This window comes from Photobacterium sp. (assembly GCF_057456235.1).
This window is the reverse complement of sequence record NZ_JBVCPH010000006.1, coordinates 105,617-130,683: the sequence shown is the minus strand read 5'-3', so window position 1 is coordinate 130,683 and position 25,067 is coordinate 105,617. Positions and strand designations below refer to the sequence as shown.

The following is a 25,067-nucleotide window of genomic DNA, read 5'->3' as shown; positions in this document are numbered from 1 at the left end:
ATCGGATATGAGTAATAAGTTCGTTATCACATGGGATAACATGCAAATGTACACGCGTCAGTTAGCAGAAAAATTACTGCCGGCTGATCAGTGGAAAGGTATTATTGCAGTTAGCCGTGGCGGTTTGGTTCCTTCTGCGATCCTTGCCCGTGAGCTTAACATTCGTCACGTTGATACAGTGTGTATTTCAAGCTATGACCACGACCACCAACGTGAAATGAAGGTGGTTAAAAAAGCTGAGGGAGATGGTGAAGGCTTCTTAGTGGTTGACGATCTGGTCGATACTGGCGGTACTGCTGAAATGATCCGTGCTATGTACCCTAAAGCGAAATTTGTCACAGTTTGTGCGAAACCGGAAGGTAAACATCTGGTTGATGATTACGTTGTTGATATTCCTCAAGATACTTGGATTGAGCAGCCATGGGACATGGCCGTGACTTACGTCGATCCAGTTTCCAAGCAGTAATATCACGGTCGACCTTGTCGATAAGTCATTTAAAAAGAGGCGTCAGAGATGACGCCTCTTTTTTTGTATCAATTATTCCGTCCTGAGATTGGTTATCTTTGTTGAGCGGAAAAGATAAATAGAATCACTATTCACTGAAATGGCAGCCTTGACTAAAAGCGAATGAATTGACACTGACCCCTGCATCTTGAGGTGGTTTGGGTATACTATAGGCTGTATGGTATTCCTGACATTAGCCGTCAGTATTCTCCTTAGGCTGTGGCTTGGCTTTTATAGATCAGTGTTTTGTAGACCAGTATTTTGTAGATCTGTTTTGTATAGATCGAATTATTGCAGAGCTGGCTATCACTGGCCTTATTTACCATTGGTCCGGTTAATGGTGCAGGAAATAGGACTTTGATCACTGGAGCCAACTGTGTCTGACCCTTCAAAAACGAATTTATCTGAAAAGCTCTTTGCTCCTCGCCAAACCTCAAAAGAAACGTCGAGTCTGGTGAAGTTAGCCCATATTAGTGCTGCTGCTGTTCATAACGATATTGATGGCGATAGTGAAAATGGGTGGTACCGCGTTTTACGTCGTCCTCAATGGGCATGGCAAGGTATTGATCCCATCGAGATGGAAGCTATTTTTGCCAGAATGGCCAACTCCGATGCAGCCAGAACCAATGATGAGCTTCTTGACACTGTGATTGGTTATAAACCGGGAAACTGGATTTATGAGTGGGCGCAATCGGGGGCGAGCTACCTCAAAAATGCGCGCACATTAGCCGATGCCGGTAAAAAAGAGCAAGCGGCCCATACTTTATTGAGTGCTAGTATGTATTACAGTGTTGCTGCTTATCCGCACATAAAAGGGGATACGCTGGCGGCACAGGCTGAAGTGAAGGCCAGTCAAACTTACCGGGAAGCGATGGCATTAATGCCCCATCAGATGAAAACCATCGATGTAAAATATGAAGGTAAGACATTCCAGGCGTATATTCATTTGCCTCGCACCGACAAGTTGTTGCCAACCGTGATTGTCAGCGGTGGTTTAGATACCTTGCAATCGGATCTGTGGCGACTATATAGGGATTATCTAGGGCCGGCAGGGTTTGCGATGGTCACCCTGGATATGCCCTCGGTCGGTCACAGTTCCCATTGGCCATTAACCGAAGATACCAGTCGGCTACATCAGGCTTTACTACAGCAGATCCGCGATGTGCCCTGGGTTGATCACCATAATGTTGCCATGCTGGGCTTGCGTTTTGGTGGTAATGCCGCGATTCGTCTAGGCTTTCTGGAGCCTAGCAGACTGAAAACCTGTGTCAGTTTAGGCGGGATGATTCATGGGATATTATCACAGCCGAAAATGTTGGAGGCGATACCACGGATGACCTTGGATGTCATTGCATCGAGAATGGGGAAAAACGGAGTGTCAAAAGCCAGCCTGACCTCACACTTATCAGCCTGGTCACTGAAACAACAAGGGTTGCTTGGTCGACGAAAAGTGGATATACCGATGTTGGGTATTAGCCTGAATAACGATCCGGTTTGCGCCGAAATGGATAATCAATTGATTGCGACGTCGAGCCGGGGCGGAAAGGCGATAATCTTACCCGACACGCCGCTGCATGACGGCTATCATCGCGCGATGACAACCGTTGTTGACTGGCTGAAGGAGAAGCTTACTTAATCTGGTGGCGGAAAGAGCATGTGATGTAAATAAAATGTTGCTATGCAAAGGGCTTTGTGGCTTAAATGGTATCACTGCCGAATTGGAATATGCCTTTAAGTCCGTGATTGAGCGGTTGTGTGTGGTAACTGCTTTTTTTGCTTCTGGCTGTTTTTTCTGAATGACTGTTGTTCGGTATAACTATGGATGGGGATACGCTAATGACGACGAACACTGTTTTTCCGCCTCATGGCCGTTTAATGACTAAATTGACTGCCTTGGGGCCTTATCTGCGGCAACAGCATTCAAAAGAAGGGGAGTTTTTCTTCGATTGTCTGGCCAGTTGCATCAGTGCGAAAAAATCACCCGAAGAGCGTGAATTCTGGGGATGGTGGCTGGTGCTGACGGCGACCGACTCAGGGTTTGAATACCGCTATTACTTTGGTCGCTATGACAGTGAAGGTAACTGGAACCAGGATAAAGTGCCAGCCAAACATGCAGAGGCGGTTGTCCAGACTATTGGCGACTTCTATTCCAAGCTGACAAATTTATTACAGGAAGAGTGTGGACTGGAAGTGACTGCGGCGGATGATCTGAAAGAAGCGGCGTTAGGTTCGATGGCATAATTGCAAGATCAGGGCTGTCTGGCCTATTTTTTATGAATTCTGCCTTCTAATGCAGCATTTTTCTTGTGATCTGGCTATGGGATTGATACAACAATTAGATCAATATTTATCACTCTATTTGTTTAATCCCAATGGTAGATACTAATCACTTGAATGCTACAGAGCAGAATTTCGCGGGCGAACACTCTCGAGTTGAGAGGCAGGCCCAATCCCTAAAGCAAAGCCATACAGTCAAGCAGACTATTGTCGTTAAACTCGGCACCAGTGTGCTGACGGGCGGAACGCTGAAACTAGATCGCGCTCACATGGTCGAGTTAGTTCGTCAATGTGCCTATTTGCGTCGTCAGGGTCATAAAATCATAATTGTGACATCTGGTGCGATTGCAGCAGGCCGAGAACATTTGGCCTATCCTGAATTGCCGAAAACGATGGCCAGTAAGCAGTTGCTTGCGGCGGTTGGCCAGAGCCGCCTAATCCAGGAATGGGAGAGCTTGTTTGGTATCTATAACCTGCATGTAGGCCAAATGCTGCTAACCCGTGCAGATTTAGATGATCGTGAGCGTTACCTTAACGCCCGCGATATGATTAATGCCTTGCTAGACAACGGAATCATCCCGGTCGTCAATGAAAATGATGCGGTTGCCACAACAGAAATTAAAGTCGGCGATAACGATAATTTATCGGCCTTGGTCGGTATTTTAGGCGGAGCAGATAAATTGCTGTTGTTGACCGATCAACCTGGCCTGTTTACTGCCGATCCTCGGCATAATCCAGAGGCGGAGTTAATTCGTGAGGTCCATACGATTGACGAAACGTTACGTAAGTTAGCCGGTGGTAGTGTTGGCGGCTTAGGTACTGGCGGCATGGCAACGAAGCTGCAGGCTGCCGATGTGGCACGCCGGGCCGGTATTGAAGTGATTATCGCCGCAGGCAGTCGCCCCGATGTTATTTCAGATATCGCCAATGGCGATTCTGTGGGGACACGTTTCCTGCCTCTTGAGTCCCCTCTGGAAAGCCGTAAACGCTGGATATTAGCGGGTCCTCCGCCTGCGGGGGATATTATTATTGATCCTGGTGCGGCGATCGCTGTGCAACAGCGTGGTAGTAGCTTATTGTCTAAAGGTATCACGCAAGTCAATGGGCTTTTTGAGCGTGGTGAAGTGGCCCGTATCTTTGATACTCGCGGCGTCTTGCTCGCCCGTGGTATCTGTCGCTATTCAAGTCTGGATATGGCTAAGATTGCCGGAAAACACAGCCAGGATATCCACTCGGTTTTAGGCTACGAGTATGGCCCTGTTGCCATTCATCGTGATGATCTTGTTGTGATCTAAACCTGAACCATTGAAACATTCTGGTTAATAGAGGAAGAATTGTGAATCTTGAACATATGGGTAAAGCTGCGCAGCAAGCGGCTTTCGAATTGGCTACTGCAGCCACAGCACAAAAGAATCAGGCGTTAGCGATTATTGCTGATGAGCTGGAAGCGAATAAAGATGTAATTCTGGCTGCCAATGCCAAAGATATCGCAGCGGCGCGTGAAACCGGAATGACAGACGCACTCATTGATCGCCTGTTACTCAATGAAGCCAGGCTGAGCGGTATTGCAAGCGATGTTCGCAATGTGATCGGCTTAAGTGATCCGGTTGGCGCTGAATTAGATAGCCGTGTACTGGAAAACGGGATGCGCCTGAGTCGCCGTCGTGTGCCATTGGGGGTGGTGGGTGTTATCTATGAAGCACGTCCGAATGTAACGATCGATATTGCAGCACTGTGTCTGAAAACCGGTAATGCCAGCATTTTGCGTGGTGGCCGCGAAACGTTCCATTCGAATATGGAACTGGTCAAAGTGATCCAGCTAGCGCTGGAGAAGGCGGGCTTACCTGCGGCATCGGTACAGTATATTGACAAACCGGACCGTGAGCTGGTGTCACAATTGCTCAAACTGGATCAGTATGTCGACATGATCATCCCGCGAGGCGGTGCTGGCTTGCACAAGATGTGCAAGGAAAACAGTACGATACCTGTCATTATTGGTGGCTTCGGTATTAGTCATGTTTATGTCGATCATTCGGCAGATCTCGCCCGTTCACTGGACGTTGTTGAGAATGCCAAGGTACAACGCCCATCAGCTTGTAACGCATTAGATACGCTGCTGGTGAGTGAACAAGTGGCCGAAGCGTTCTTGCCTCGCCTGGCCGAGCGTTTAAATAGCAGTAATGTTGCTTTAGTCGCCGATGAGGCCGCCTATGAGTTACTTGAAGGTAAGGCGGCTGAGTTGCGCCGTGTTGCTGACGGTGATTTTGACACGGAATGGCTAAGTTATACCCTTGGCGTCAAAGTGGTCCACGATGTGCAGGAAGCCATTGCTCATATGCGTAAGCACAATGCCAGCCATTCTGATGCGATTCTGACGAATAATATTCAGTCAGCAGAGCAATTTGTTAACGCGGCTGGCTCTGCGGCTGTCTATGTGAATGCGTCAACGCGTTTCACTGACGGTGCGCAGTTTGGCTTAGGGGCTGAAGTTGCAGTATCAACCCAGAAGCTGCACGCCCGTGGCCCTATGGGTTTAGAAGAGCTGACCAGCTACAAGTGGGTAGGGCAAGCGAATTACCTCGTACGCCCGTAGTTTGAAGGTGCGAGGAGCGAGTATCTAGAGTCGAGAATCTAGTATCGAGATTCTAGATACTCGATACTAGTTTCTTTCTAGGTCTTCGCATTTAATCACTCGGATCTTGCTCTTCCTTCTCGGCCTTTTCACGGTCGTGCTTCTCTTTGAGGTATTTGGCCTTGTCACGGTAGCCAAACTTCATGTTCGCGGTATATTTTAAGGCCATAATATTACTGACCACGACGCTGAGAACGATGGCTGAGATCACCCAAGGGTTTAGTAACCATTCCATCTAGACCTCACAGATATTGTTAATGAACCTAGTATAGAGGTTATCAAGGTTTGCCAGTATCTGCGACTTTCCTGCTATTTGGCTGTGATTAAGTGTGCGGTAGAGCAGCTCAGGTGTCAGTTGTGCCAACAACTCCCGGCTTACCGGATGGTGGCTGATATGCCAGGGCTCTATAGCGACCCCGCCGCGATCCTCTGCATAGGGCAGATAAAAGCCATATTCAGCCATATGGTGTTTAAGCCATTGATAAAATTCTGCCTGATGACCCCCTGATGCGTATTCCCATGGCTCTAATTGTAATTGCGTATCGACGGGCAAACAGTTCTGTGCATAGACATCGACATCTGTGCCCCAGTGATGGCGGCTGGCGCCCGGCAAGGCTGACCAACGCATGATGGCAATAATTTTGTCCAGTTCACAGAGCTTGCTGGTATCTAATGGCTGGCATTGGCTATCAAGCAATGGCCTGATACCGTTGAACTTGTTGTTCCAGATTAATAGCTGGCGTTCAAAAGGGCGGAATGCACTGGCCAGCTGCATATCAAACCCAGCCTGTTGGGCGGCTTGCTGCAGCGCAGCGAAAGCCGGTTGCATCAGGTGATGCAACTGGAAGTTTTGATGACCCACTAAGTGGCCGCTGTTTCTGCCTGTGAGTTGCTCGGCAGTAAGCTGCCGAGCAGAAGTAGAGGTGATCATCGCAGTGCTTTTTCTAACACTTTCTGATACATATCAGTCAGCTTCTCAAGATCCGCAATTTTGACACATTCATTGACTTTGTGGATCGTGGCGTTGACCGGGCCAAGCTCGACAACCTGCGCGCCGGTTCGGGCAATAAACCGACCATCAGAGGTACCGCCTGTGGTTAACAGTTCTGGCTTGGTATGATTCACGTCTTCAACGGCGGCGACCACGGCTTCAACCAATGTACCTTCATCGGTTAAGAACGGGTAACCGTTCAGTGTCCATTTTAGTTCATAGTTTAAACCGTGGGCATCGAGCATCGAATGAACACGGCGCTGAATGTCGGTATCCGTCAGCTCGGTACTGAAGCGAAAATTAAACTGAACATGAAACTCTCCCGGAATAACGTTCGAGGCACCTGTTCCTGCGGTAAGGTTGGCGATTTGGAAGCTGGTAGGGGGGAAGTAGGCATTACCGTTATCCCAAGTCGTCCCCGCCAGTTCAGCCAATGCCGCCAGCGCTTCATGAACGGGATTTTCAGCTAAGTGCGGGTAGGCGACATGGCCTTGAATGCCTTTTATGGTCAAATCACCGGTGAGCGACCCCCGGCGACCATTCTTGACGACATCGCCGACCGCATGAGTACTGGATGGCTCACCGACAATACACATATCGATTTTTTCATTACGTGCTTCCAGGGTATCAATTACACGGGTTGTCCCGTTGATAAAGGGCCCTTCTTCATCTGAGGTGATCAGCAGTGCCACGGAACCTGGATGGTCGGGATTTTCTGCCAGAAAACGTTCAACGGCGACGATTATGCAGGCTAATGAGCCTTTCATATCGGCGGCTCCCCGACCGTGCAGATAACCATCGATGATCGTCGGTTCGAACGGTGGGGTATGCCATTGCTCTAATGATCCGGCTGGAACCACATCGGTATGGCCGGCAAAAACAAACAGGGGGGCTTTCGTTCCACGGCGAGCCCACAAGTTAGTGGTATCTTCAAAGACCATGGTTTCAATTGTGAAGCCGAGTTTTTCAAGACGGGCAATCATCACGTCCTGACAGCCTGCATCTTCCGGGGTAACGGAGTTGCGGCTGATAAGATCTTTTGCCAGTGCAATTACCGGGCTGTCTGACATCCTTGTATCCTTTATTTCTGAGTAGAAAGTGACGGTTGAAAAATTGTTTGGTACTGGGCGGGCTTAAAGCCCAGGTAGTAGCTACCGTTATGGACGAGCAGTGGGCGCTTGATCATTGCCGGGTATTCCAGCATTAGCGTCATAGCCGTTTCTTTATCGAGGCTTGCCTTTTGGTCGTCAGTAAGCTGACGGTAAGTGGTACCGCGTTTGTTGACCATTGCTTCCCAGCCCAATTCTGATTCAAACTGCTCCAGCATGGCTTGATCTAGACCGTCAACGCGGTAGTCGTGAAAGGTGTAATCCTGGTTCTCTGCATCCAGCCACTTTTTCATTTTTTTGATGGTGTCGCAGTTTTTAATACCGTAGGCAATTGTATTCATAGTTGAGCTGACTGACTTTTTTATCAAATTAGCTCTCCTTTATAGCGAGATTACACAGGCTTAGCAATGGGGTTTATATCAATTGGCATTACATGGCTTTAACATAGTACAGTGCCACTACAAAGATAAAGTGCTCGGGTGATGATGAATATATAGGCAACCTTAATGGATACGTAAGGCGATCACAATGCACCGGAATGCTGGATTCGTGAGCTTTGCTCAGAATTACTGACTCTTTATGGAGGTGTGGAGGCTGAAAGGGAGGTGGTGAGCCTACATGCAAGATCACAAAAATGAGATCTGAATCGCTTTCTGTTCTGTATTGGTGGCTAAACCGTCTCCCATCTTGATCAAACTCAACATTTCATTTTTATTACTCTGAATAATGAAGCCTCTTTTATACCAATTTGAATAGTCATCTGTATGTCGTTGCTCGATCCGTTGTCATTTTGGCTGTGGCGGTGAGTAGATACCTAGGGCATGCTGAATATATAGATCGGCTATGAGGGAATAAAGCTCGGCTGTCAATCCGTAACAGGCCCGATGATTACTCAAATTAGTATTATGGAGGTCTCAATGGAACTGAATCCGGTTTTTGCTCGTCGTCTTTATCTGGCATTACTTGTCGAGCATATCGAAAGGCCAAACGTCCCAAGGCTGATTGAACAGACGGGATGGCCACGTCGTACCATTCAGGATGTATTAAAAGCGTTACCTGGTTTAGGGATAGAGCTCACCTTTATTCAGGATGGTAAGCGACACAATGATGGTTATTACCAGTTAAGTGACTGGGGGCCTTTCGACCTGCAATGGGTTGAAGATCGGGAGGGTGATCTGATCACTTCACTGGCGAGCTAATACCTTTCGGTATAAATGAAAACCGCACTTGTTGCGGTTTTTCCATTTCTGAAGGGGGACGATGAATGGGACGTTAATTAAGCGGTGGTGGGCAGACATAAGCATTACCCATCATGGTAACGGATGTACTAAATGTTCGTGGCGCGTACAAATCGATGGTATTGGCCCCAAGTGCACTGGCACGATTTTTCAGTGCGTTAAGTGCCCCCTCAGTTAACTCCTGATTGCCGATAAACAAAAATGTATACCAGTGCCCCTCAGAACTTGTGATGGTTTCTTTGTGGGTACATTGGTTGATTTTTCCGCTATTATTCCACACAACTTGTATATCTCTGCTTTCGTTGTTCAGCCGTGTTGTTTCACAACCGAATAAGAACAAAGATACCAGTACTATCATCAGATTCTTTTTCATTATTGCCCTTGTGCTTCCAGATAAAGAACAGTTGCCGCGGTACGTGATTTGACCTGTAGTTTTTTTAGCAGGCTCTTCATGTGTACTTTTACGGTCGCTTCTGAAATAAATAATGCATCGGCAATTTGTTTATTTCGATAGCCTTTGGCAACTTCTTGTAAAATCTGCATTTCCCTGTCTGTAAGCGTGTTTAGCAGAGAATCTTGTTCGCTGGTATCTTCTAAGTAATCCCGAACTAGATCGTTGTAGACCTTGGCGCCACATAACGCTTGCCTTAGCTGGCTGATGAGTTCATCGGGTTCGGTATCTTTTAGCAAGTAGCCATCAGCCCCTGCAGCAACCAACGCTTTGATATCGGAACGGCTATCAGAGACGGTCAGAATAACAATGCTGGCGCTGCTCCCTTCAGCCCGCAGCGCATTGAGGGTATCTAAGCCCGACATTCCCTTCATATTTAAATCGAGCAGGATCAGGTCGGGGTTTTTCTCATTCGCCAGTGCTATGGCATCAGCACCATTGCTGGCTTCGCCAATCAGTTCAAAATCGGGTTCAAAACTTAATAGCTGGCCGATCCCACGTCGGATTAACGGGTGATCATCTACAATCATTATTTTCCAAGACGTCATATTAATGTCCTTAAATCTGAAGTGAAAAGGTGAGGCTCACTTCACAGCCTGCGCCCGGCACTGTATTTATTTGAAGATCACCATGTAGGCGTGATGCTCGCTCGGTCATAATGGCTAAACCATAATGGTTTAGTTTTTTTCTGTTAGGATCGAAACCTAACCCATCATCACGAATTTTTATATCTACATGATCACCTCTTTGCTCACAAGAGACGATGATTTCGTCAGCATGGGCATGTTTTATCGCATTGAGTACCGCTTCACGGATCACTTGCAGTAGATGTACCTGATGGTGGGCATCGAGGCTGAGCGATGACAAGTGGTTATCAATGATCAGCAGCGCATCTGTCTGCTCTTCCAGTGGATTAAGCATCTCTACCAAGGCTTCACCAAAGTTGGCTTCTTTGATCGTGAGGCGAAAGGTGCTCAGCAATTCTCTTAATTGGGTATACGCGCCTGACAACCCGCTATCAATATCGGCCAGAATCTGATTAGCATTATCGGTGTCATTACTGGCTAATTGACGTTTTAGCAAGGTCATCTGGATTTTCAGATAAGATAATGATTGTGCCAAGGAGTCATGTAGCTCGCGTGCGATGGTGGCCCGCTCTTCCATTAAGAGCAATTGCTCGCTCTGCTTTTGGGCCCGGTTGTAATAGATCCCTCGGGCTAATATGCGCGATATATTATCGATCAACGTTTGGTCCGGGCAGGGCAAGGTATATTGCCACCATAGCTGGCCAAGCACTTGCCCGTCGATGGCTAAATCCTGAAAATGCCATGGTTGGGTAGATTCAATTCCGGCGGTTAGCTCAGACCGCCCGCCACTGTTTTCTTCTATAATCAGTTTAGCTGCCGTTAATCCTTCCACCGCCACCAGGGTGTCTAGCATGGCAGAGAAATTTTGCGGGGTTAACCGGCTGACTGACAGTTCTTGTGAGCAGTTATAGAGTACCTGGAGTGATTCATTGGCGTGACGCAGGCGACGTGTTTTCTCATTCACGTTCTTCTCTAACCCCCGATATAATTTTCCGAGTTCAGAAGACATCTTATAAAAATTATCGGCCAGTAAGCCTAACTCATTATCACTTTTTATATCTAGGCTAACATCGAAAAGGCCATTTTGGACATGTTCACTGGCTGTGACTAATTGATTCAGAGGGGAAACGATTTTTCGCTGGGTGAAATGAATCGTGAATAAGGCAACGAGTAAGATCAGACTTAACCCAATACCACCGATTACCGACAACACCTGCAGTTTAATGACAGAGAATTCCTGCAGCTCAAAGACAAAGCCATCAATGCGATCGACAAAGCTGGCGACATTCTCTAAGTACTGCTGGCGATCGGAGGTCTCGAGCTGTAGATGAAGATTTTCCCAGCGACCAATTAAGCCGTAATAGTGCGTTTTAATGTCGGTAGGCACGGTCCAGTGTTCCAGTGCGGCCATTGACGGTGAAAATAGCGATTTTTCGAAGTGATCCAAGTGATCTGACAATTGAGGTGACTCGGTTTGAATATCGTAGGCTAAGCGATAGCTCTGCATACGCAGCGAACCGGAAACATTGATTGCTTCAGCGTCATTCAAACTGGAAGCAAGCGTAAGCAGTGCAAAGCTGGTGGTCGCCACTGACAATAACAAGATAGCCAGCATGGCCCGGGCTATGGTTGTAGTCACTGACTTAAGGGGCCTGTTTTGCACTTAGATTCCTTATATAACAATAGATTAAATGGTGTTCGATATATTAAAGCGAAACTGGGGTTTGTTGCCCATAGTCGAATAGTGGAAGTTATATCATCCCACTTTATTGATCTAAAACAATTTCACCTCTATTTAACCCTTACGGGGTATTTAAGCAATTATTACTGGATTTAAACTACTCATATAAAAAGATGAAGAGTTGTGACAAGTTTGATTCCGTCTTAGCGTATTGGCTGCTGTCAGTAAAATGCTCATTGTTACATTATTTTACCAAAGGTGTTAACACATGTTCGATCGTTCACGCCGTAATATGTTTAAGCGTCGTCGCAATCCTGAATTGCAGCGTTTGCCATGGGTTATTGATGAAGCGTTTTTCACTGAGAGCTGCACCCGCTGCAATAAATGCATCAGTGCGTGTGAACCCCAGGTTATTGTAAAAGGTGACGGGGGATTTCCAACTATCGACTTTAACCACGGTGATGGTGAATGTACTTTTTGCTACCGCTGCGCAGAGGCTTGTCCAGAGTCATTGTTTCATCCACAAACAGATACCCCCTGGGAGCTGAAAGCTCAGATTAATCAGCGTTGTCTGGCATATAACAAGATTGAATGCCGTAGTTGCGGTGATATGTGCGGAGTACAAGCAATACATTTCAGGCCGCAAGCTGGCGGAGTTGCTCTGCCGGATCTGAATGCAGAAGATTGCACGGGGTGTGGTGCCTGTCTATCGGTTTGTCCGACATCAGCAATCGCCATGGTGATTAACGAAGCAGAAGAGAAATAGTTTATGGCGCAACAGGAAGTTCATATCTCTAGCCTGGTTGTACATGTAAAACCAGAATATTTAGAAGTCGTTAAAAATCAGATACTTGATTTTCCTGATACGGAGATTCATGGTGAGAGCGAAGAAGGAAAGCTCATTGTCGTTCTGGAAACGGCGAATCAAGGGTATGTGACTGATACTATAGATAAAATTAACAACCTAGACCATGTTTTAATCACTTTTTTAGTGTACCACCAAATTGAACACTTTGATCCGCAATCTGAGGATGATTCATGAAAATGACAAGACGTGCGTTTGTTAAGGCAAACGCGGCTGCATCAGCGGCAGCTGTTGCTGGTATTACCTTGCCAGCGTCAGCAACTAACTTAATTGTGAGTTCTGATCAAACCAAAATTAAATGGGATAAGGCTCCGTGTCGTTTTTGTGGTACAGGTTGTTCGGTACTGGTAGGTACGCAGAATGGTCGAGTCGTTGCCACTCAGGGTGATCCGGAAGCGCCTGTCAACAAAGGCCTGAACTGTATCAAAGGTTATTTCCTCTCTAAGATCATGTACGGAAAAGACCGTCTGCAAACGCCTATGCTGCGGATGAAAAACGGCAAGTTTGATAAAGACGGCGACTTTGCCCCTATTTCCTGGGATCAAGCCTTCGATATCATGGCTGAGAAATGGAAAGCTGCACTGCAAGAGAAAGGCCCGACAAGTGTGGGTATGTTCGGCTCTGGTCAGTGGACCGTCATGGAAGGGTATGCGGCTTCAAAAATGATGAAAGCCGGCTTCCGTTCTAACAACATCGACCCGAATGCGCGTCACTGTATGGCGTCTGCTGTTGGTGGCTTCATGCGTACCTTTGGTATCGATGAGCCGATGGGCTGCTACGATGATTTCGAACATGCCGATGCGTTTGTGCTTTGGGGCTCAAACATGGCTGAAATGCACCCGGTTCTATGGACACGTATTACTGATCGCCGTTTAAGTAACCCTCATGTCAAAGTAAACGTGTTGTCGACCTATTATCACCGTTCATTTGAACTGGCTGATAACGGTATGATTTTCGAACCGCAGAGCGATCTGGCAATTGCGAACTTCATTGCTAACTACATCATCGAAAATGATGCCGTGAACTGGGATTTTGTTGATAAGCATACTCACTTCAAGCGTGCGACGACAGACATTGGTTACGGTCTTCGCGACGAGCATCCACTGCAGCAGAAGGCCGAAAACCCGAACGTCGGCAAAATGCACCCAATGAGCTTTGAGCAGTATAAAGCGTCGGTTGCAGAGTATACGTTAGAAAAAGCCTCTGAAATGTCTGGGATTTCCCAAGAAAAGCTGCTGGAAATGGCAAAGCAGTACGCTGATCCGAAAGTAAAAGTGATGTCACTGTGGACCATGGGGATGAACCAACATACCCGTGGTGTGTGGATGAACAGCCTGGTTTACAATATTCACCTATTAACCGGTAAGATCTCGCAGCCGGGTAACAGCCCGTTCTCGTTGACTGGGCAGCCGTCAGCCTGTGGTACAGCCCGCGAGGTGGGTACGTTCTCTCACCGTTTGCCAGCCGACATGGTGGTTGCAAATCCCAAGCACCGTGCGATTGCAGAAAAAATCTGGAAACTGCCTGAAGGTACAATTCCGCCAAAACCGGGTTATCACGCGGTTGTCCAGGATCGGATGCTAAAAGACGGTAAGCTAAACGCTTACTGGGTAATGTGTAATAACAATATGCAGGCGGGGCCGAATATCAATGAAGAGCGTCTGCCTGGTTACCGTAACCCGGCAAACTTCATTGTTTGTTCTGATCCGTATCCTACAGTAACGGCTCAGGCGTCAGACTTGATCCTTCCGACCGCTATGTGGGTAGAAAAAGAGGGCGCTTACGGTAATGCCGAGCGTCGTACCCAAGCTTGGTATCAGCAGGTTGAAGCGCAGGGTGATGCAAAATCAGATCTGTGGCAGCTAATGGAATTCTCTAAACGCTTCAAGATTGAAGAAGTGTGGGGGGATGATCTGCTGGCGAAAATGCCGCAATACCGCGGTAAGAGCATGTATGAAGTACTGTTCCGCAATGGCCAGGTAGATAAGTATCCGCTCTCTGAAGCGCAAGAGCTTAACGATGATGCAAAAGCGCAAGGCTTCTATCTGCAAAAAGGCCTGTTTGAAGAATATGCAGCATTTGGTCGTGGTCATGGTCATGATTTAGCACCCTATGATACGTACCATAAAGTGCGTGGCCTGCGCTGGCCGGTTGTTGATGGCAAAGAAACGCTATGGCGTTTTGCTGAAGGTTCAGATCCATATGTTCCGGAAGGCTCAGGTTTTCATTTCTATGGTAAGCCAGACGGTAAAGCTAATATCATTTTTGCACCGTATGAGCCAGCACCTGAAATGCCAGATAAAGATTATGACATGTGGCTATGTACTGGCCGTGTATTAGAACACTGGCATACCGGTACCATGACCCGCCGTGTTCCAGAGTTGTACAAAGCCGTGCCTGATGCGGTTTGTTATATCCACCCTGATGATGCCCAAGTCCGTGGCCTGCGCCGTGGTGATGAAGTGTTATTGGAATCTCGTCGAGGTGAAGTTCGTTGCCGAGTTGAAACGCGAGGCCGTAACCGCCCTCCTGTCGGTTTGGTCTTCGTACCATTCTTTGATGCTCGCATCTTGGTTAACAAACTGATTTTGGATGCCACTGATCCGCTGTCTAAGCAGACAGACTTCAAGAAGTGCCCAATCAAGATCACTAAAGTTTAATTAATCGTATGACGTTAGCTATCGAGTTCACACTCAGTGAGCGACTGGGCCAGGGCGGGATAGCTAACGTTCTTAAGACGAATTTAGCCCAAAGGCGGAGAATACAATGAAACGACTAGTTTTAGCGGTCATGGCTGTTGGTATGTTATTGACCGGTACCGTGCAGAGTGCAGATGAGCTTAACAACCAAGCTGTTACCAATCCGGGGGGGATTGGTGGCGTAGAATCATTACGCGGTGTCAGTGAGCTGGAAACCACCCGCCCGGCTGATGCATTTAAACGTTACCCACGAGATCAGGGTACGATTGATAGCGATTATGTCTATCAGCCACCGCTGATCCCACACACCATTCGTAACTACGAAGTGTCATTAAATGCGAATAAATGTCTGGCTTGCCACAGTTGGAAAAATGCGAAAGAAATGGGCGCTACGAAAATCAGTGTAACCCACTACCAGACCCGTGAAGGTCAGGTATTGTCAGATGTTTCACCACGTCGCTATTTCTGTCAGCAGTGTCACGTTCCTCAGGCTGATGCAAAGCCATTGGTTGAGAACAGTTTCCAACGTGTTGATGCTCTGCGCTAATTATAGCCACAATAAAAAGAGAGGCTATATATGAACATTTTAAAGGCATTTTGGAGAAGACTGACATCGCCAAGTAAAGTGGCCGTTGGTGTCGTCTTGTTTATGGGATTTATGGGCGGCTTGTTATTCTGGGGGGCGTTTAACACCGGAATGGAAGCAACCAATACGGAAGAGTTTTGCTCAGGCTGTCATGCGCCGATTGTGAAAGAGATCCGTGAGACGGTTCACTTCTCGAACCGTTCGGGTGTGCGTGCGATTTGCTCTGACTGTCACGTACCGCATAACTGGACAGATAAGATCGTTCGTAAAGTACAGGCATCAAAAGAGCTGGTGGCTTTCGCGATGGGGACTATCGGTACAGAAGAAAAATTCAAAGAGCGCCGTGCATACCTTGCTAACCGTGAGTGGCATCGGATGAAAGAAAATGATTCGCAGGAATGTCGTAATTGCCATAACTTTGAATACATGGACTTTTCAGAACAAGGTCCACGTAGTGTTAAACAGCACTCAACGGCATTGGCATCGGGTGAGAAAACATGTGTGGATTGCCATAAAGGTATTGCACATAAATTACCTGATATGAAAGGTGTTGAAGGCTGGTAATAACAACAAGGTGAGAAGACGATGAGCACATTAGAGTCGATTATTTGGCACACGCTAGGTTATGCCGCAATGCCTGTTATCATTTTAACGGGGTTTGCTGTTGTCGCTGCAATATCGGTAGGCGTACTGGCGTTGGGTAAAGATAAAAATATCTGATGCCCCCCCTGGCTGTCATTAGTGACTACCGTGTAAAAAAGAAATAAAAAGCCATGTCTGAGAGACGTGGCTTTTTTCTGCGTACAATTTGTTTATATATTAAGGTTCTATATAACCGGCTTCAGAGAGCATACTGCGGAACAGTTCTGCTCGTTTTCGATTAACGCCAAAATCGGAATAACCCACTCGCGATTCTGAACGTACCATCAGCTGCTTGTCTTGTCGGCGTACTTCAAAATCATCAACAAACTTAAACAGGCTACTTCTGCACTCTACCCGAATATACGCCTCGCTCTGAGAACCTAAGCTGGCGCCAGGCAGTGAAAGAGCCAGCTCAGTAATACGCTTCCAGTTGTTGAGGCCAGCTTCGCTCAGAACAAAGTCCGCTAAATGATATTCCTCCCTTTTATCAGCGGTTGAGACACAATTTGGCCTCTCTCGGCATGGCTGCATTGATCTGTCAGGAAATGACACATTATCAGTGTCGGCATTCGAACAACCGAACAAAATTCCGGTGCTTGCTAGCAGAAATAGTGGCTTTATTAATTGAAGCTTCATTTTTGCCATCCTGTTTTTTGTGTGATCTGATACGAGTAGATTTATGGTTGTGTCACGATTGCATTAGAAAAACGGCAAACCCTACCCATGATGCCACGAGTAGCACCCATGGCAACCAATGTTGTTTGTGAATGACAACGTGTTCAGGAGTCGCTGGAGCCTCTTCTTTTGGCTGCTCCTGTTGGTTACTGACGTGTTTCTTACGCAGCTTGTCACGTTCACGCGCTTTGACTTTTTGCTGTTTCTTATAGAGTTCGATGCCTTTTTGAATGCCGACCGCAACCAGTTTAGTCTGATCTTTGGTCTGGCCTGGCTTTTGCGTCGCTTTCGCAATGCGTAGTGCTTCAGCTTGCGTTTCTGGTGAGGGGGGATTGGGGTTTTTCTGGGTGGTCATTTTAACTCCGCTCAATGGTCTGATCATAGAGGTGCTTTTGTGATTATACCTTGTCCCTAACTTGGGGGGGAGTCTGTTCCAGAGAGTATAATGGTGAGATGTGTAGGAATATTTCAACTAATGAATAAAATTTTCTCGGTTCGCCTACTGCTGGCAAGTGTTTAAGTCGTTGATGTTTGTCAGATATGGTTGTTTTTTATAACATTTCCTAAATTGTTCTGACACCGAGGCTTTCGTAATAAAACAGAATTTGTGTGGTTATTTGAAGATAAAGCGTGATCTTGGCTACAAGATGAATAATTGAAAAGTGCGGTGTACCACAGAATTAACCACGGCGAGGTTACTGTTTCATCGAGATGAATTATCTTATTAAAACAATAAATACAATGTACATTATATTCAACTGGTTGAATTTGGTATGGTTTGCCACCATTGCTCATAGAGAGAGAATGTGTGAGGAAACACTTTGTTTTATCCAATGGATGCTTATGACAAGCATGGCTTGCTAAAGCCTTCGATGATGTTGTGGTTAGTTTTGGCGTTCAGCGCTAAAGCGTGGATTGTCTTTGTAATGGCTGGAGCCAGCCGCGATCAGGGGTCGCAAATACTGACAATTTTCTATCCATTACGAGAAAGCTTGTATGTCGGAATGGCAATAGGGTTACCCGCACTACTATTGATGTGGTTATCCGGCCTGCGATATAAAAACTACAACTTAATGAATTTTTTATGGCAGCACGGCAAAAAATTATTACTTGCTGCCTATATCACCGATTGTTTACTGCAACTGTATCACCTGTCGCTCACTCATGGTGCATTCAGCTGGACTCGCGCAACGACGATGTTGCTTACCCTGTGGTTCAGTTTGTATTTGATGAGAAGCACCCGAGTCAGGAATACATTTGCAGATAGGCCTATAGAGAGGTAAAGCAAATGAATGAATGGAGTAAAGGTTTAGTGCTCTTTAGTGCACTGTTAAGCCCTTTAGCCATGGCTGACTGGTTATTAGACGTTAACTTTGAACTGACCGGTTTAGATACCAAGCAGACGGTAAATACATCACTGTCTCTGCTACCTGGTGAAGAAACGGTTTTTTTCGGCACATCAGAAGAGGGGAGCAGTGCCCGTGAGCTGGTTGGCAGTGCAGAGTTGCTGCAAGTATCAGCGGAAGAAGTGATAATAGCCTTTAAGGTACAAGAGCGTCTGGATGATGGTGAGTGGCGTACCATTATTTCACCTACACTTTCAACGGGTTTGAATTCGCCTACATCATTTGAAACGGTTGATGACCGTTCCCATGAACAGGTAAAACTTCATGTCGAAGTGACTTCGGTATAACGTTCACCGGCTTAAGATTGAATAATATAACGCTCCTGTCGGGAGCGTTTTTTATGGCCGGAAACGTTATAATCATTTCTCTAGATTGACGTTGAAGAATATTCAGGAGAATCATATGGCTATCGCACAACCCGCAATTTTGCCAGAAGCCGGCCCTTTTGCCCTTTATGTTGTAATGAAGGTTATCGGAGGCAAGGACGCGGTTATTGCTCAGTGTAAATCGCTGCATCATACATTAGCAACACTGAACGAGCAGCAGCCTGATGGCAATCTTCGTGCCAGCCTGGCCTTTGGCAAAGCATTCTGGCTGTCTTTAGATAAAGGCTGTCCAGCAGAATTTGAAGATTTTACTCCGCTTGGTAGCGGTGATATCACGGCACCTGTAACGGGAGGTGATATTCTGCTTCATATAAACTCAAGCCGTCATGATTTGAACTTCTACACCTTACGTTGCTTTCTTGAACCTGTTGCAAAAGACATTGAAGTGTTAGACGAGACTTATGGTTTTAAGTACCTAGACTCTCGAGACATGATTGATTTCATTGATGGCACGGAAAATCCGAAAACGACAGAAGCCCGTAGTGATGTTGCTTTGATCAAAGGTGGTGAGTTCGCAGGTGGTAGTTTCGTGATGGTTCAGCGATTTGTGCATAATCTGCCTGCTTGGAATCGTCTGAATATTCAGGCACAAGAAAAAGTAATTGGTCGGACTAAACAGGGCTCGGTTGAGTTGGAAGATGTTCCCGCAGCTTCTCACGTTGGCCGTGTTGATCTTAAAGAAGAAGGCAAAGGCCTTAAGATTGTGCGCCACAGCCTGCCGTACGGCACGGTAACCGGCGATCATGGCTTGCTGTTCATTGCCTATTGCCATACTCAGCATAATTTCAATGCGATGTTAAAGAGTATGTACGGCGATAGCGATGGTCAATCGGATCAGATGCTACGTTTTACGAAGGCTGTCACTGGCGCATACTTCTTTGCACCGCCGGTTGAGATGTTGGAAAGTTTGTAATAAACGGTAAGCGCGGTTTAAAGCGGTTCTATGGCCCTGAGGAGCGGCAGATAAACTGTTTCGAGTAAACTAGGTGCGATTTTAGAGTGGCGAGGATAAGACGCTTTAAGCGCCTAGGAAAAACAGGCTCTGGGAAGATCAAGAACTTGACACTTCATTTAGGTTTTTGAAATCGTGCTTACACGACTATAGATTCTAATATCTCGACACTAGATACTCGTCTCTATTTTTTGCACCCATAAACAAAAACGCCACCCGAAGGTGGCGTTTTTGTTAAGACTGAGACAATCTTACTTCTTGATGCGTAGAACTGGAGTTTCACCCACAGTCACCGCGCCAGAAAGTTTGTTCAGTTCTTTGATCTCGTCCATGTTAGAGATAACAACAGGAGTCAAAGTTGACTTTGCTTTCTCTTCCAGTAGCGCAAGATCGAATTCGATAACAGTGTCACCGATTTTAACAGTTTGGCCTTCCTCTGCAATGCGAGTGAAGCCTTCACCTTTCAGCTCAACAGTATCAATACCGAAGTGAACGAAAAGCTCAATACCATCGTCAGACTCAATAGAGAAGGCGTGGTTGGTTTCGAAGATCTTGCCGATTGTACCGTTTACTGGTGCAACCATCTTGTTTCCAGTAGGCTTGATAGCGATGCCGTCACCAACGATCTTCTCTGCAAAAACAACATCTGGCACATCTTCGATGTTTACGATTTCGCCAGAAAGTGGTGCGATAATTTCAATGGCACCAGCTTCGTTGCTGTCGTCAGAAACCAGCTTCTTCAATTTGTCAAACAGACCCATATCGTTGCTCCTAAGCGTTGTTATTCTATCTGCAGCTATATTATTAGCAGATGGTCTTTTCTGCGATGAATTTTTCTACGTGTGCTTCGATTTCAGCCGCCGTAGGTAGAGCAAGTGCTTGCTCTGCCATGGCTTTAACATCAGCAAAGTTAGTGTTACGGATAACTTTCTTAATGCGTGGAATTGAAATCCCGCTCATGCTGAACTCGTCCAGACCCATGCCTAATAGCAATAGGGTAGCACGTTCGTCACCAGCTAGCTCGCCACACATGCCAGTCCACTTACCTTCTTTATGAGAAGCATCGATAACTTGCTTGATCACAGTCAGTACGGCAGGTGATAGCGGGTTATATAGATGAGAAATAAGCTCATTTCCGCGGTCAACTGCAAGAGTATACTGGGTTAAGTCGTTTGTACCAATGCTAAAGAAGGATACTTCTTTAGCAAGGTGGTGTGCGATAGCGGCTGCTGCAGGTGTTTCCACCATTACGCCGATTTCGATTTCCTCGTCAAAAGCAAGGCCTTCAGTACGCAGTTCAGCTTTGTATTCTTCAATAGCTGCTTTCAGTTCACGGATTTCTTCTACAGAAATAATCATCGGGAACATGATGCGGATCTTACCGTGTGCCGATGCACGTAGAATTGCACGCAACTGGTCACGCAGAATTTCACGACGATCCAGGCTGATGCGAATTGCACGCCAGCCCAGGAACGGGTTCATTTCTTTAGGCAGATCCAGATACGGGAGATCCTTGTCACCACCGATATCCATGGTACGGATAATTACTGATTCGCCGTGCATTGCTTCAGCAACGTCTTTATATGCCTGATACTGCTCATCTTCGGTTGGAAGAGAGTCACGGTCCATGAACAGGAACTCGGTACGGTACAGGCCAACACCTTCACCGCCGTTACGGTTAATACCGTCACAGTCTTTAACGGTACCGATGTTACCGCAAACTTCTACTTGCTGACCGTCAAGGGTAATAGCAGGTAGGTCCTTCAGTTTTGCAAGCTCATCTTTCTCAGCCTGATACTCGTCACGGATCGTTTTGAATTTGGTTAACTCGGCTTGTGTTGGGTTGATCACGATTTGATTATTGATTGCATCAAGAATCAGCATGTCACCATTTTGAACACGAGTTGTAATATCGTTGGTACCCACGATTGCAGGTAGCTCAAGAGAACGTGCCATGATAGAGGTGTGCGAAGTACGGCCACCGATATCAGTAATGAAGCCCAGTACGTAATCCAGATTGATTTGTGCTGTCTCAGAAGGCGTCAGGTCGTTTGCAACCAGAATCACTTCTTCGTTAATGGCACTTAGGTTAACGATGCTGATACCTAATGCGTTTTTAACGAAACGGCTACCGATATCGCGGATATCCGTTGCACGTTCTTTCAGGTATTCGTCATCTAAAGATTCTAGCGTTGTTGCCTGCTCTTCGATAATAGAGTGAATAGCCAGGGCTGCAGATGCTTTGTTGTCTTTAATGAAGGCTATGATTTCTTCTTCAAGCTCCTCATCTTCCAGCAACATGATGTGACCTTCAAAGATCGCTTCCTTCTCTTCACCGAAGGTGACACGTGCTTTTTCTTTGATTACTTCTAGTTGCTCAGAAGATTTTTTTCGAGCGTCGAAGAAACATTGAATTTCGTTATCGATCTGGTCTGCAGAGATTGGAGTTTTGCTAATAACAATCTCGTCTTCTTGTAGTAGCAGTGCTTTACCAAAAGCAATACCAGGAGATGCCAGGATACCTGAAATCATAGCCTTACCTTAAATTAACTAAAAAACTAGGGAACGTAACAAACAGACGGCGGATTAGTGCAGCGTGTCCATTAGAGCAACCAGGTGGTCTACTGCAGCTTGTGCCTGAGCACCTTCAGCAGAGATAGTTACGTGAGTACCTTTAACTAAACCTAGTGTTTGTAGTTTGAACAGACTTTTTGCACTTGCGCTCTTACCGTTAGAAGTAACAGTAATGTCGGCGTCGAATCCTTTAGCTTCTTTAACGAACTGAGCCGCTGGACGAGTGTGTAGACCGTTTTCTGCAGTAATTTCAACTTGCTTCTGATACATTTTTCACCCCGATTATCGATATAATATTTATTTAATATTTATGTAACTGAAAGAAAGCTTAACGTGTGTAGTCTTAGCTTGCCAATACTTAGTATAAACTACCCAACAGTTCGTCGTTTTAGCTTAACCCAAGTCAAGTTTTCGTGAGATTGTTTGTCTTGGTTGCATCTTTAAGGTCAAAATTTAACCTTTTAATTCGATGCTTAAATTAAAGCGTTGCAAGTTTATATTAAACGTAAAGGGAAAATGCAACAAAAAAGCCCCCGCAGGAGCTTTATAAGGCAAGAATTAGTTATGGATTACTTAAAAGTGTGATCACTGTTGGGTTTCTTTGTCGGTGAAAATACCTGCAAACAGAGCCGTGGACAGGTAACGCTCACTTGAACTTGGCAGCACAACAACAATATTTTTACCGGCAAACTCTGGGCGTTCAGCAATCCGGTTTGCAGCCACCACGGCGGCACCGGAAGAGATACCAGCCAGAATACCTTCTTCTTCCATTAGGCGGCGCGCCATCGCAATAGAGTCTTCAGAGCTGACGCGTTCAACTTCATCAATCAGAGACAGATCAAGGTTGCCTGGAATGAAGCCTGCGCCGATCCCTTGAATTTTGTGAGGTGCCGGTTTTACTTCTTCACCGTTCAGGGTCTGGGTAATAACCGGAGACTCGGAAGGTTCGACGGCAACTGTGGTAATGGCTTTGCCTTTATGCAGCTTGATGAAACGGCTAACGCCTGTCAGCGTACCGCCGGTTCCGACACCAGAGACGAAGACATCAACGTCACCATCTGTCGCATCCCAAATTTCCGGACCTGTTGTCTTTTCGTGAATTTCAGGGTTGGCAGGGTTGTTAAATTGCTGCAGTAGCAGATACTTATCCGGGTCTGATGCTACAATCTCTTCTGCTTTATCTATCGCACCTTTCATACCTTTTGGTGCTTCGGTCAGCACCAAATTCGCCCCCAAAGCCTTAAGCAGCTTACGGCGTTCGAGGCTCATACTTTCAGGCATGGTCAGGGTTAGCTTATAACCGCGTGCTGCAGCAACGAAAGCCAGGGCAATACCGGTGTTACCACTAGTCGGTTCAACCAGTTCAACGCCGTCTTTTAAGAGGCCTTTTTTCTCGGCATCCCAAATCATATTAGCGCCAATTCGGCATTTAACGCTGAAGCTCGGATTACGGGCTTCGACTTTCGCCAGAACGTTACCTTTACTTACGCGGTTCAGACGTACTAGCGGAGTATTACCAATCGTTAAGGAGTTATCTTCGTAAATCTTGCTCATGCTTGTCGTTCCTTCATGACACGTTCTAATTTCAGATAGAGTAAGCATAAACCGTCATTAGTATTTGGAAAGTAATTTATTGTTATATCTTATTGTTATAAAAGAAGACCCTAAATTCTAGCTTTGAGGATCGAGAGAGAAGTGCGGTTACGGAAAGAGTGCCACTTGGGTATATAACCGGTGAAAACGGTTCTTGGGCTTTATATGCGGTAGGATAAGTAAGTCGATTGTTTTTGAAACATTAATTGGCTTAGCAAGCCTGATCTTGCCCACCGCATTGTAAATAAGAGGAGAGTTTCCTCTCCTTTTTGCTTAGTGTTTAGTACCTATCATCTGCTCTCGGTAATGATCGACCCACATCGCCGTTGCGCCGCATACGGCGATTGGCATAACAAATAAGTTCAGTATGGGTGTCATGGTAAAGAGCATGACTAAACTGCCAAAGCTGAGTGATTTACCGCGTTTGAGTTTCAAGGCATCACGCATCGATCCAAAAGGAATTTTATGGTTATCGAACGGGTAATCGACATATTGAATGGTCATCATCCATGCGCTGAATAAGAACCACAATACCGGCCCAACGGTTTGGCCGATAGCCGGAATCCAAAGCAGGATGAGCAAGCCAATAGCTTTTGGCAGATAGTACTTAATTTTTGTCCATTCTCGGCTCATGATCCGCGGCAGATCTTTCATTATCTCTTTTAGCCCCGCATCTGGTGCAGGCTTATTGGTCAGTTTTGCTTCGAGGTGCTCTGCCAGTAAGCCATTAAACGGCGCAGCAATCCAATTGGCGATGGTACTGAAGAGATATGAAAATATGACCAGCGTTGCTATCGCAAGCAGTGGCCATAGCACATAAGACAGCCAATCTAACCATGACGGTAATGATGCTAACCAGCTGTTAATCCAATCACTGAGTTGACTTAAGACAAAACCAAATGCACTGCCAAACAACAGCACATTAATTAAGAGAGGCAGAATGACAAATCGCCGGGTTCCCGGTTGCATGGCTAAAGACATGCCTTTGAAAAAGTATCCTGCGCCACTGATTGGGGCTTGGATGATTTGCGGTTTTGACATTAAATACTCCTTACACAAAGTTCTCATCCAGAGAGGCGGACGTTGATCTTCTTCTATGGGATACCGGGCATGTTAACGGGGAGAACGGTATAGAATCAAATCCCCAATTTGTTGTCATAGCTATAAGAGGGAAGTTTGGTGGTTATTTTGTCTGAAATTTGTGCAAATTTGTGCTCG

Annotated in this window: 29 protein-coding genes; 15 read left to right on the top strand and 14 right to left on the bottom strand. The window is 46.3% G+C overall.

The features are described from left to right. Positions 1 to 7: 7 nt before the first annotated feature. The 5 genes from gpt (at position 8) to AC2204_RS08845 (ending at position 5,375) form a co-directional block, all read left to right on the top strand. The gene (gpt, locus tag AC2204_RS08865; RefSeq protein WP_318925156.1) at positions 8 to 466 is read left to right on the top strand and encodes a xanthine phosphoribosyltransferase; all 459 of its coding nucleotides are present in this window, start codon (positions 8 to 10) and stop codon (positions 464 to 466) included. A 415-nt stretch (positions 467 to 881) separates the two neighbouring features. After that, positions 882 to 2,141, top strand: a complete 1,260-nt coding sequence (gene frsA, locus AC2204_RS08860) for an esterase FrsA (RefSeq protein WP_318925155.1) — start codon at positions 882 to 884, stop codon at positions 2,139 to 2,141. A gap of 200 nt (positions 2,142 to 2,341) precedes the next feature. Further along, positions 2,342 to 2,746, top strand: coding sequence for a sigma factor-binding protein Crl (gene crl / locus AC2204_RS08855; protein ID WP_318925154.1), 405 nt, complete (start codon positions 2,342 to 2,344; stop codon positions 2,744 to 2,746). Between the two features lie 131 nt (positions 2,747 to 2,877). Further along, a complete protein-coding gene (proB, locus tag AC2204_RS08850; protein ID WP_318925153.1) occupies positions 2,878 to 4,077 on the top strand; it encodes a glutamate 5-kinase in 1,200 nt (399 codons plus the stop codon). A gap of 56 nt (positions 4,078 to 4,133) precedes the next feature. After that, positions 4,134 to 5,375, top strand: a complete 1,242-nt coding sequence (locus AC2204_RS08845) for a glutamate-5-semialdehyde dehydrogenase (RefSeq protein ID WP_413466690.1) — start codon at positions 4,134 to 4,136, stop codon at positions 5,373 to 5,375. A 91-nt stretch (positions 5,376 to 5,466) separates the two neighbouring features. Here AC2204_RS08845 and AC2204_RS08840 read toward each other — a convergent pair whose 3' ends face one another. Genes AC2204_RS08840 through AC2204_RS08825 form a run of 4 tightly spaced genes read right to left on the bottom strand, consistent with a single transcriptional unit; the run spans position 5,467 to position 7,855 of the window. Next, positions 5,467 to 5,649: a DUF2897 family protein gene (locus AC2204_RS08840; RefSeq protein ID WP_107281811.1), complete on the bottom strand. Its 183-nt coding sequence runs from the start codon at positions 5,647 to 5,649 to the stop codon at positions 5,467 to 5,469. Further along, entirely contained in the window at positions 5,650 to 6,345 is a 696-nt protein-coding gene (locus AC2204_RS08835) for a M15 family metallopeptidase (protein WP_318925151.1), read from the bottom strand. Beyond that, positions 6,342 to 7,475 carry a succinyl-diaminopimelate desuccinylase gene (gene dapE, locus AC2204_RS08830; protein WP_318925150.1) on the bottom strand — a complete coding sequence of 378 codons (1,134 nt, stop codon included), beginning with the start codon at positions 7,473 to 7,475 and terminating at the stop codon, positions 6,342 to 6,344. Before dapE ends, AC2204_RS08835 begins: the two co-directional genes overlap by 4 nt. An 11-nt stretch (positions 7,476 to 7,486) precedes the next feature. After that, positions 7,487 to 7,855, bottom strand: coding sequence for an ArsC family reductase (locus tag AC2204_RS08825; RefSeq protein ID WP_318925149.1), 369 nt, complete (start codon positions 7,853 to 7,855; stop codon positions 7,487 to 7,489). A gap of 576 nt (positions 7,856 to 8,431) precedes the next feature. On the opposite strand from AC2204_RS08825, the gene AC2204_RS08820 reads away from it, so the two are divergent. Continuing rightward, positions 8,432 to 8,713, top strand: coding sequence for a winged helix-turn-helix domain-containing protein (locus AC2204_RS08820; RefSeq protein ID WP_107281808.1), 282 nt, complete (start codon positions 8,432 to 8,434; stop codon positions 8,711 to 8,713). Between the two features lie 73 nt (positions 8,714 to 8,786). On the opposite strand, the gene AC2204_RS08815 is transcribed toward AC2204_RS08820, so the two are convergent. Genes AC2204_RS08815 through narQ form a run of 3 tightly spaced genes read right to left on the bottom strand, consistent with a single transcriptional unit; the run spans position 8,787 to position 11,453 of the window. Further along, positions 8,787 to 9,125 (bottom strand): DUF4156 domain-containing protein, encoded by a 339-nt coding sequence (locus AC2204_RS08815; protein WP_318925148.1) that lies wholly within the window; start codon positions 9,123 to 9,125, stop codon positions 8,787 to 8,789. Next, positions 9,125 to 9,751, bottom strand: coding sequence for a response regulator (locus AC2204_RS08810; protein ID WP_318925147.1), 627 nt, complete (start codon positions 9,749 to 9,751; stop codon positions 9,125 to 9,127). The genes AC2204_RS08815 and AC2204_RS08810 overlap by 1 nt, the downstream gene beginning before the upstream one ends. Positions 9,752 to 9,761: 10 nt before the next feature. Next, complete coding sequence (gene narQ, locus AC2204_RS08805) at positions 9,762 to 11,453, bottom strand: nitrate/nitrite two-component system sensor histidine kinase NarQ (RefSeq protein WP_318925146.1); 1,692 nt, start codon at positions 11,451 to 11,453, stop codon at positions 9,762 to 9,764. Positions 11,454 to 11,739: 286 nt separating this feature from the next. Between narQ and napF the strand changes: the two genes are divergently transcribed. The 6 genes from napF (at position 11,740) to AC2204_RS08775 (ending at position 16,341) form a co-directional block, all read left to right on the top strand. Further along, complete coding sequence (gene napF / locus AC2204_RS08800; protein WP_318925145.1) at positions 11,740 to 12,237, top strand: ferredoxin-type protein NapF; 498 nt, start codon at positions 11,740 to 11,742, stop codon at positions 12,235 to 12,237. Positions 12,238 to 12,240: 3 nt separating this feature from the next. Beyond that, positions 12,241 to 12,513: a chaperone NapD gene (locus tag AC2204_RS08795; RefSeq protein ID WP_318925144.1), complete on the top strand. Its 273-nt coding sequence runs from the start codon at positions 12,241 to 12,243 to the stop codon at positions 12,511 to 12,513. Beyond that, on the top strand, positions 12,510 to 14,996 hold the full coding sequence (gene napA, locus AC2204_RS08790; RefSeq protein WP_318925143.1) for a periplasmic nitrate reductase subunit alpha: 2,487 nt from the start codon (positions 12,510 to 12,512) through the stop codon (positions 14,994 to 14,996). Before AC2204_RS08795 ends, napA begins: the two co-directional genes overlap by 4 nt. A 106-nt stretch (positions 14,997 to 15,102) precedes the next feature. Next, complete coding sequence (locus tag AC2204_RS08785; RefSeq protein WP_318925142.1) at positions 15,103 to 15,582, top strand: nitrate reductase cytochrome c-type subunit; 480 nt, start codon at positions 15,103 to 15,105, stop codon at positions 15,580 to 15,582. Positions 15,583 to 15,612: 30 nt separating this feature from the next. Further along, positions 15,613 to 16,185 (top strand): NapC/NirT family cytochrome c, encoded by a 573-nt coding sequence (locus AC2204_RS08780; protein ID WP_318925141.1) that lies wholly within the window; start codon positions 15,613 to 15,615, stop codon positions 16,183 to 16,185. Between the two features lie 21 nt (positions 16,186 to 16,206). Continuing rightward, the gene (locus AC2204_RS08775) at positions 16,207 to 16,341 is read left to right on the top strand and encodes a TIGR02808 family protein (protein WP_318925140.1); all 135 of its coding nucleotides are present in this window, start codon (positions 16,207 to 16,209) and stop codon (positions 16,339 to 16,341) included. A 99-nt stretch (positions 16,342 to 16,440) separates the two neighbouring features. Here the strand turns inward: AC2204_RS08775 and AC2204_RS08770 are convergent, their stop codons facing one another. Both AC2204_RS08770 and AC2204_RS08765 read right to left on the bottom strand, forming a co-directional pair. Then, positions 16,441 to 16,899, bottom strand: a complete 459-nt coding sequence (locus AC2204_RS08770; protein ID WP_318925139.1) for a DUF1499 domain-containing protein — start codon at positions 16,897 to 16,899, stop codon at positions 16,441 to 16,443. Positions 16,900 to 16,951: 52 nt separating this feature from the next. Further along, positions 16,952 to 17,293, bottom strand: a complete 342-nt coding sequence (locus tag AC2204_RS08765; protein ID WP_318925138.1) for a DUF2956 domain-containing protein — start codon at positions 17,291 to 17,293, stop codon at positions 16,952 to 16,954. A gap of 466 nt (positions 17,294 to 17,759) precedes the next feature. On the opposite strand from AC2204_RS08765, the gene AC2204_RS08760 reads away from it, so the two are divergent. From AC2204_RS08760 to AC2204_RS08750, 3 genes are all read left to right on the top strand, one after another. Further along, positions 17,760 to 18,221 carry a DUF2919 domain-containing protein gene (locus AC2204_RS08760; RefSeq protein ID WP_318925137.1) on the top strand — a complete coding sequence of 154 codons (462 nt, stop codon included), beginning with the start codon at positions 17,760 to 17,762 and terminating at the stop codon, positions 18,219 to 18,221. Between the two features lie 5 nt (positions 18,222 to 18,226). Then, a complete protein-coding gene (locus AC2204_RS08755; protein WP_318925136.1) occupies positions 18,227 to 18,631 on the top strand; it encodes a hypothetical protein in 405 nt (134 codons plus the stop codon). A gap of 115 nt (positions 18,632 to 18,746) precedes the next feature. Then, positions 18,747 to 19,643, top strand: a complete 897-nt coding sequence (locus tag AC2204_RS08750; protein WP_318925135.1) for a Dyp-type peroxidase — start codon at positions 18,747 to 18,749, stop codon at positions 19,641 to 19,643. A gap of 290 nt (positions 19,644 to 19,933) precedes the next feature. Here AC2204_RS08750 and crr read toward each other — a convergent pair whose 3' ends face one another. The 5 genes from crr to cysZ all read right to left on the bottom strand — a co-directional run bounded on the left by crr (position 19,934) and on the right by cysZ (position 24,890). Continuing rightward, positions 19,934 to 20,443, bottom strand: a complete 510-nt coding sequence (crr, locus tag AC2204_RS08745; protein WP_318925134.1) for a PTS glucose transporter subunit IIA — start codon at positions 20,441 to 20,443, stop codon at positions 19,934 to 19,936. Positions 20,444 to 20,486: 43 nt separating this feature from the next. Next, positions 20,487 to 22,214, bottom strand: coding sequence for a phosphoenolpyruvate-protein phosphotransferase PtsI (gene ptsI / locus AC2204_RS08740; protein WP_318925133.1), 1,728 nt, complete (start codon positions 22,212 to 22,214; stop codon positions 20,487 to 20,489). Between the two features lie 54 nt (positions 22,215 to 22,268). Then, positions 22,269 to 22,526, bottom strand: coding sequence for an HPr family phosphocarrier protein (locus tag AC2204_RS08735; protein ID WP_107281790.1), 258 nt, complete (start codon positions 22,524 to 22,526; stop codon positions 22,269 to 22,271). A 315-nt stretch (positions 22,527 to 22,841) separates the two neighbouring features. Next, positions 22,842 to 23,810: a cysteine synthase A gene (gene cysK / locus AC2204_RS08730; protein WP_318925132.1), complete on the bottom strand. Its 969-nt coding sequence runs from the start codon at positions 23,808 to 23,810 to the stop codon at positions 22,842 to 22,844. A gap of 312 nt (positions 23,811 to 24,122) precedes the next feature. Further along, on the bottom strand, positions 24,123 to 24,890 hold the full coding sequence (cysZ, locus tag AC2204_RS08725; RefSeq protein ID WP_318925131.1) for a sulfate transporter CysZ: 768 nt from the start codon (positions 24,888 to 24,890) through the stop codon (positions 24,123 to 24,125). Between the last annotated feature and the right edge of the window lie 177 nt (positions 24,891 to 25,067).

Excerpts from the sequence above, each read along its gene's own strand:
- gpt (WP_318925156.1), top strand. The coding sequence starts at position 8 with ATGAGTAATAAGTTCGTTATCACATGGGATAACATGCAAATGTACACG.
- crl (WP_318925154.1), top strand. The coding sequence starts at position 2,342 with ATGACGACGAACACTGTTTTTCCGCCTCATGGCCGTTTAATGACTAAA.
- proB (WP_318925153.1), top strand. The coding sequence starts at position 2,878 with ATGGTAGATACTAATCACTTGAATGCTACAGAGCAGAATTTCGCGGGC.
- AC2204_RS08845 (WP_413466690.1), top strand. The coding sequence starts at position 4,134 with ATGGGTAAAGCTGCGCAGCAAGCGGCTTTCGAATTGGCTACTGCAGCC.
- AC2204_RS08840 (WP_107281811.1), bottom strand. The coding sequence starts at position 5,649 with ATGGAATGGTTACTAAACCCTTGGGTGATCTCAGCCATCGTTCTCAGC.
- AC2204_RS08835 (WP_318925151.1), bottom strand. The coding sequence starts at position 6,345 with ATGATCACCTCTACTTCTGCTCGGCAGCTTACTGCCGAGCAACTCACA.
- dapE (WP_318925150.1), bottom strand. The coding sequence starts at position 7,475 with ATGTCAGACAGCCCGGTAATTGCACTGGCAAAAGATCTTATCAGCCGC.
- AC2204_RS08825 (WP_318925149.1), bottom strand. The coding sequence starts at position 7,855 with ATGAATACAATTGCCTACGGTATTAAAAACTGCGACACCATCAAAAAA.
- AC2204_RS08820 (WP_107281808.1), top strand. The coding sequence starts at position 8,432 with ATGGAACTGAATCCGGTTTTTGCTCGTCGTCTTTATCTGGCATTACTT.
- AC2204_RS08815 (WP_318925148.1), bottom strand. The coding sequence starts at position 9,125 with ATGAAAAAGAATCTGATGATAGTACTGGTATCTTTGTTCTTATTCGGT.
- AC2204_RS08810 (WP_318925147.1), bottom strand. The coding sequence starts at position 9,751 with ATGACGTCTTGGAAAATAATGATTGTAGATGATCACCCGTTAATCCGA.
- napF (WP_318925145.1), top strand. The coding sequence starts at position 11,740 with ATGTTCGATCGTTCACGCCGTAATATGTTTAAGCGTCGTCGCAATCCT.
- AC2204_RS08795 (WP_318925144.1), top strand. The coding sequence starts at position 12,241 with ATGGCGCAACAGGAAGTTCATATCTCTAGCCTGGTTGTACATGTAAAA.
- napA (WP_318925143.1), top strand. The coding sequence starts at position 12,510 with ATGAAAATGACAAGACGTGCGTTTGTTAAGGCAAACGCGGCTGCATCA.
- AC2204_RS08785 (WP_318925142.1), top strand. The coding sequence starts at position 15,103 with ATGAAACGACTAGTTTTAGCGGTCATGGCTGTTGGTATGTTATTGACC.
- AC2204_RS08780 (WP_318925141.1), top strand. The coding sequence starts at position 15,613 with ATGAACATTTTAAAGGCATTTTGGAGAAGACTGACATCGCCAAGTAAA.
- AC2204_RS08775 (WP_318925140.1), top strand. The coding sequence starts at position 16,207 with ATGAGCACATTAGAGTCGATTATTTGGCACACGCTAGGTTATGCCGCA.
- AC2204_RS08770 (WP_318925139.1), bottom strand. The coding sequence starts at position 16,899 with ATGAAGCTTCAATTAATAAAGCCACTATTTCTGCTAGCAAGCACCGGA.
- AC2204_RS08765 (WP_318925138.1), bottom strand. The coding sequence starts at position 17,293 with ATGACCACCCAGAAAAACCCCAATCCCCCCTCACCAGAAACGCAAGCT.
- AC2204_RS08755 (WP_318925136.1), top strand. The coding sequence starts at position 18,227 with ATGAATGAATGGAGTAAAGGTTTAGTGCTCTTTAGTGCACTGTTAAGC.
- AC2204_RS08750 (WP_318925135.1), top strand. The coding sequence starts at position 18,747 with ATGGCTATCGCACAACCCGCAATTTTGCCAGAAGCCGGCCCTTTTGCC.
- crr (WP_318925134.1), bottom strand. The coding sequence starts at position 20,443 with ATGGGTCTGTTTGACAAATTGAAGAAGCTGGTTTCTGACGACAGCAAC.
- ptsI (WP_318925133.1), bottom strand. The coding sequence starts at position 22,214 with ATGATTTCAGGTATCCTGGCATCTCCTGGTATTGCTTTTGGTAAAGCA.
- AC2204_RS08735 (WP_107281790.1), bottom strand. The coding sequence starts at position 22,526 with ATGTATCAGAAGCAAGTTGAAATTACTGCAGAAAACGGTCTACACACT.
- cysK (WP_318925132.1), bottom strand. The coding sequence starts at position 23,810 with ATGAGCAAGATTTACGAAGATAACTCCTTAACGATTGGTAATACTCCG.
- cysZ (WP_318925131.1), bottom strand. The coding sequence starts at position 24,890 with ATGTCAAAACCGCAAATCATCCAAGCCCCAATCAGTGGCGCAGGATAC.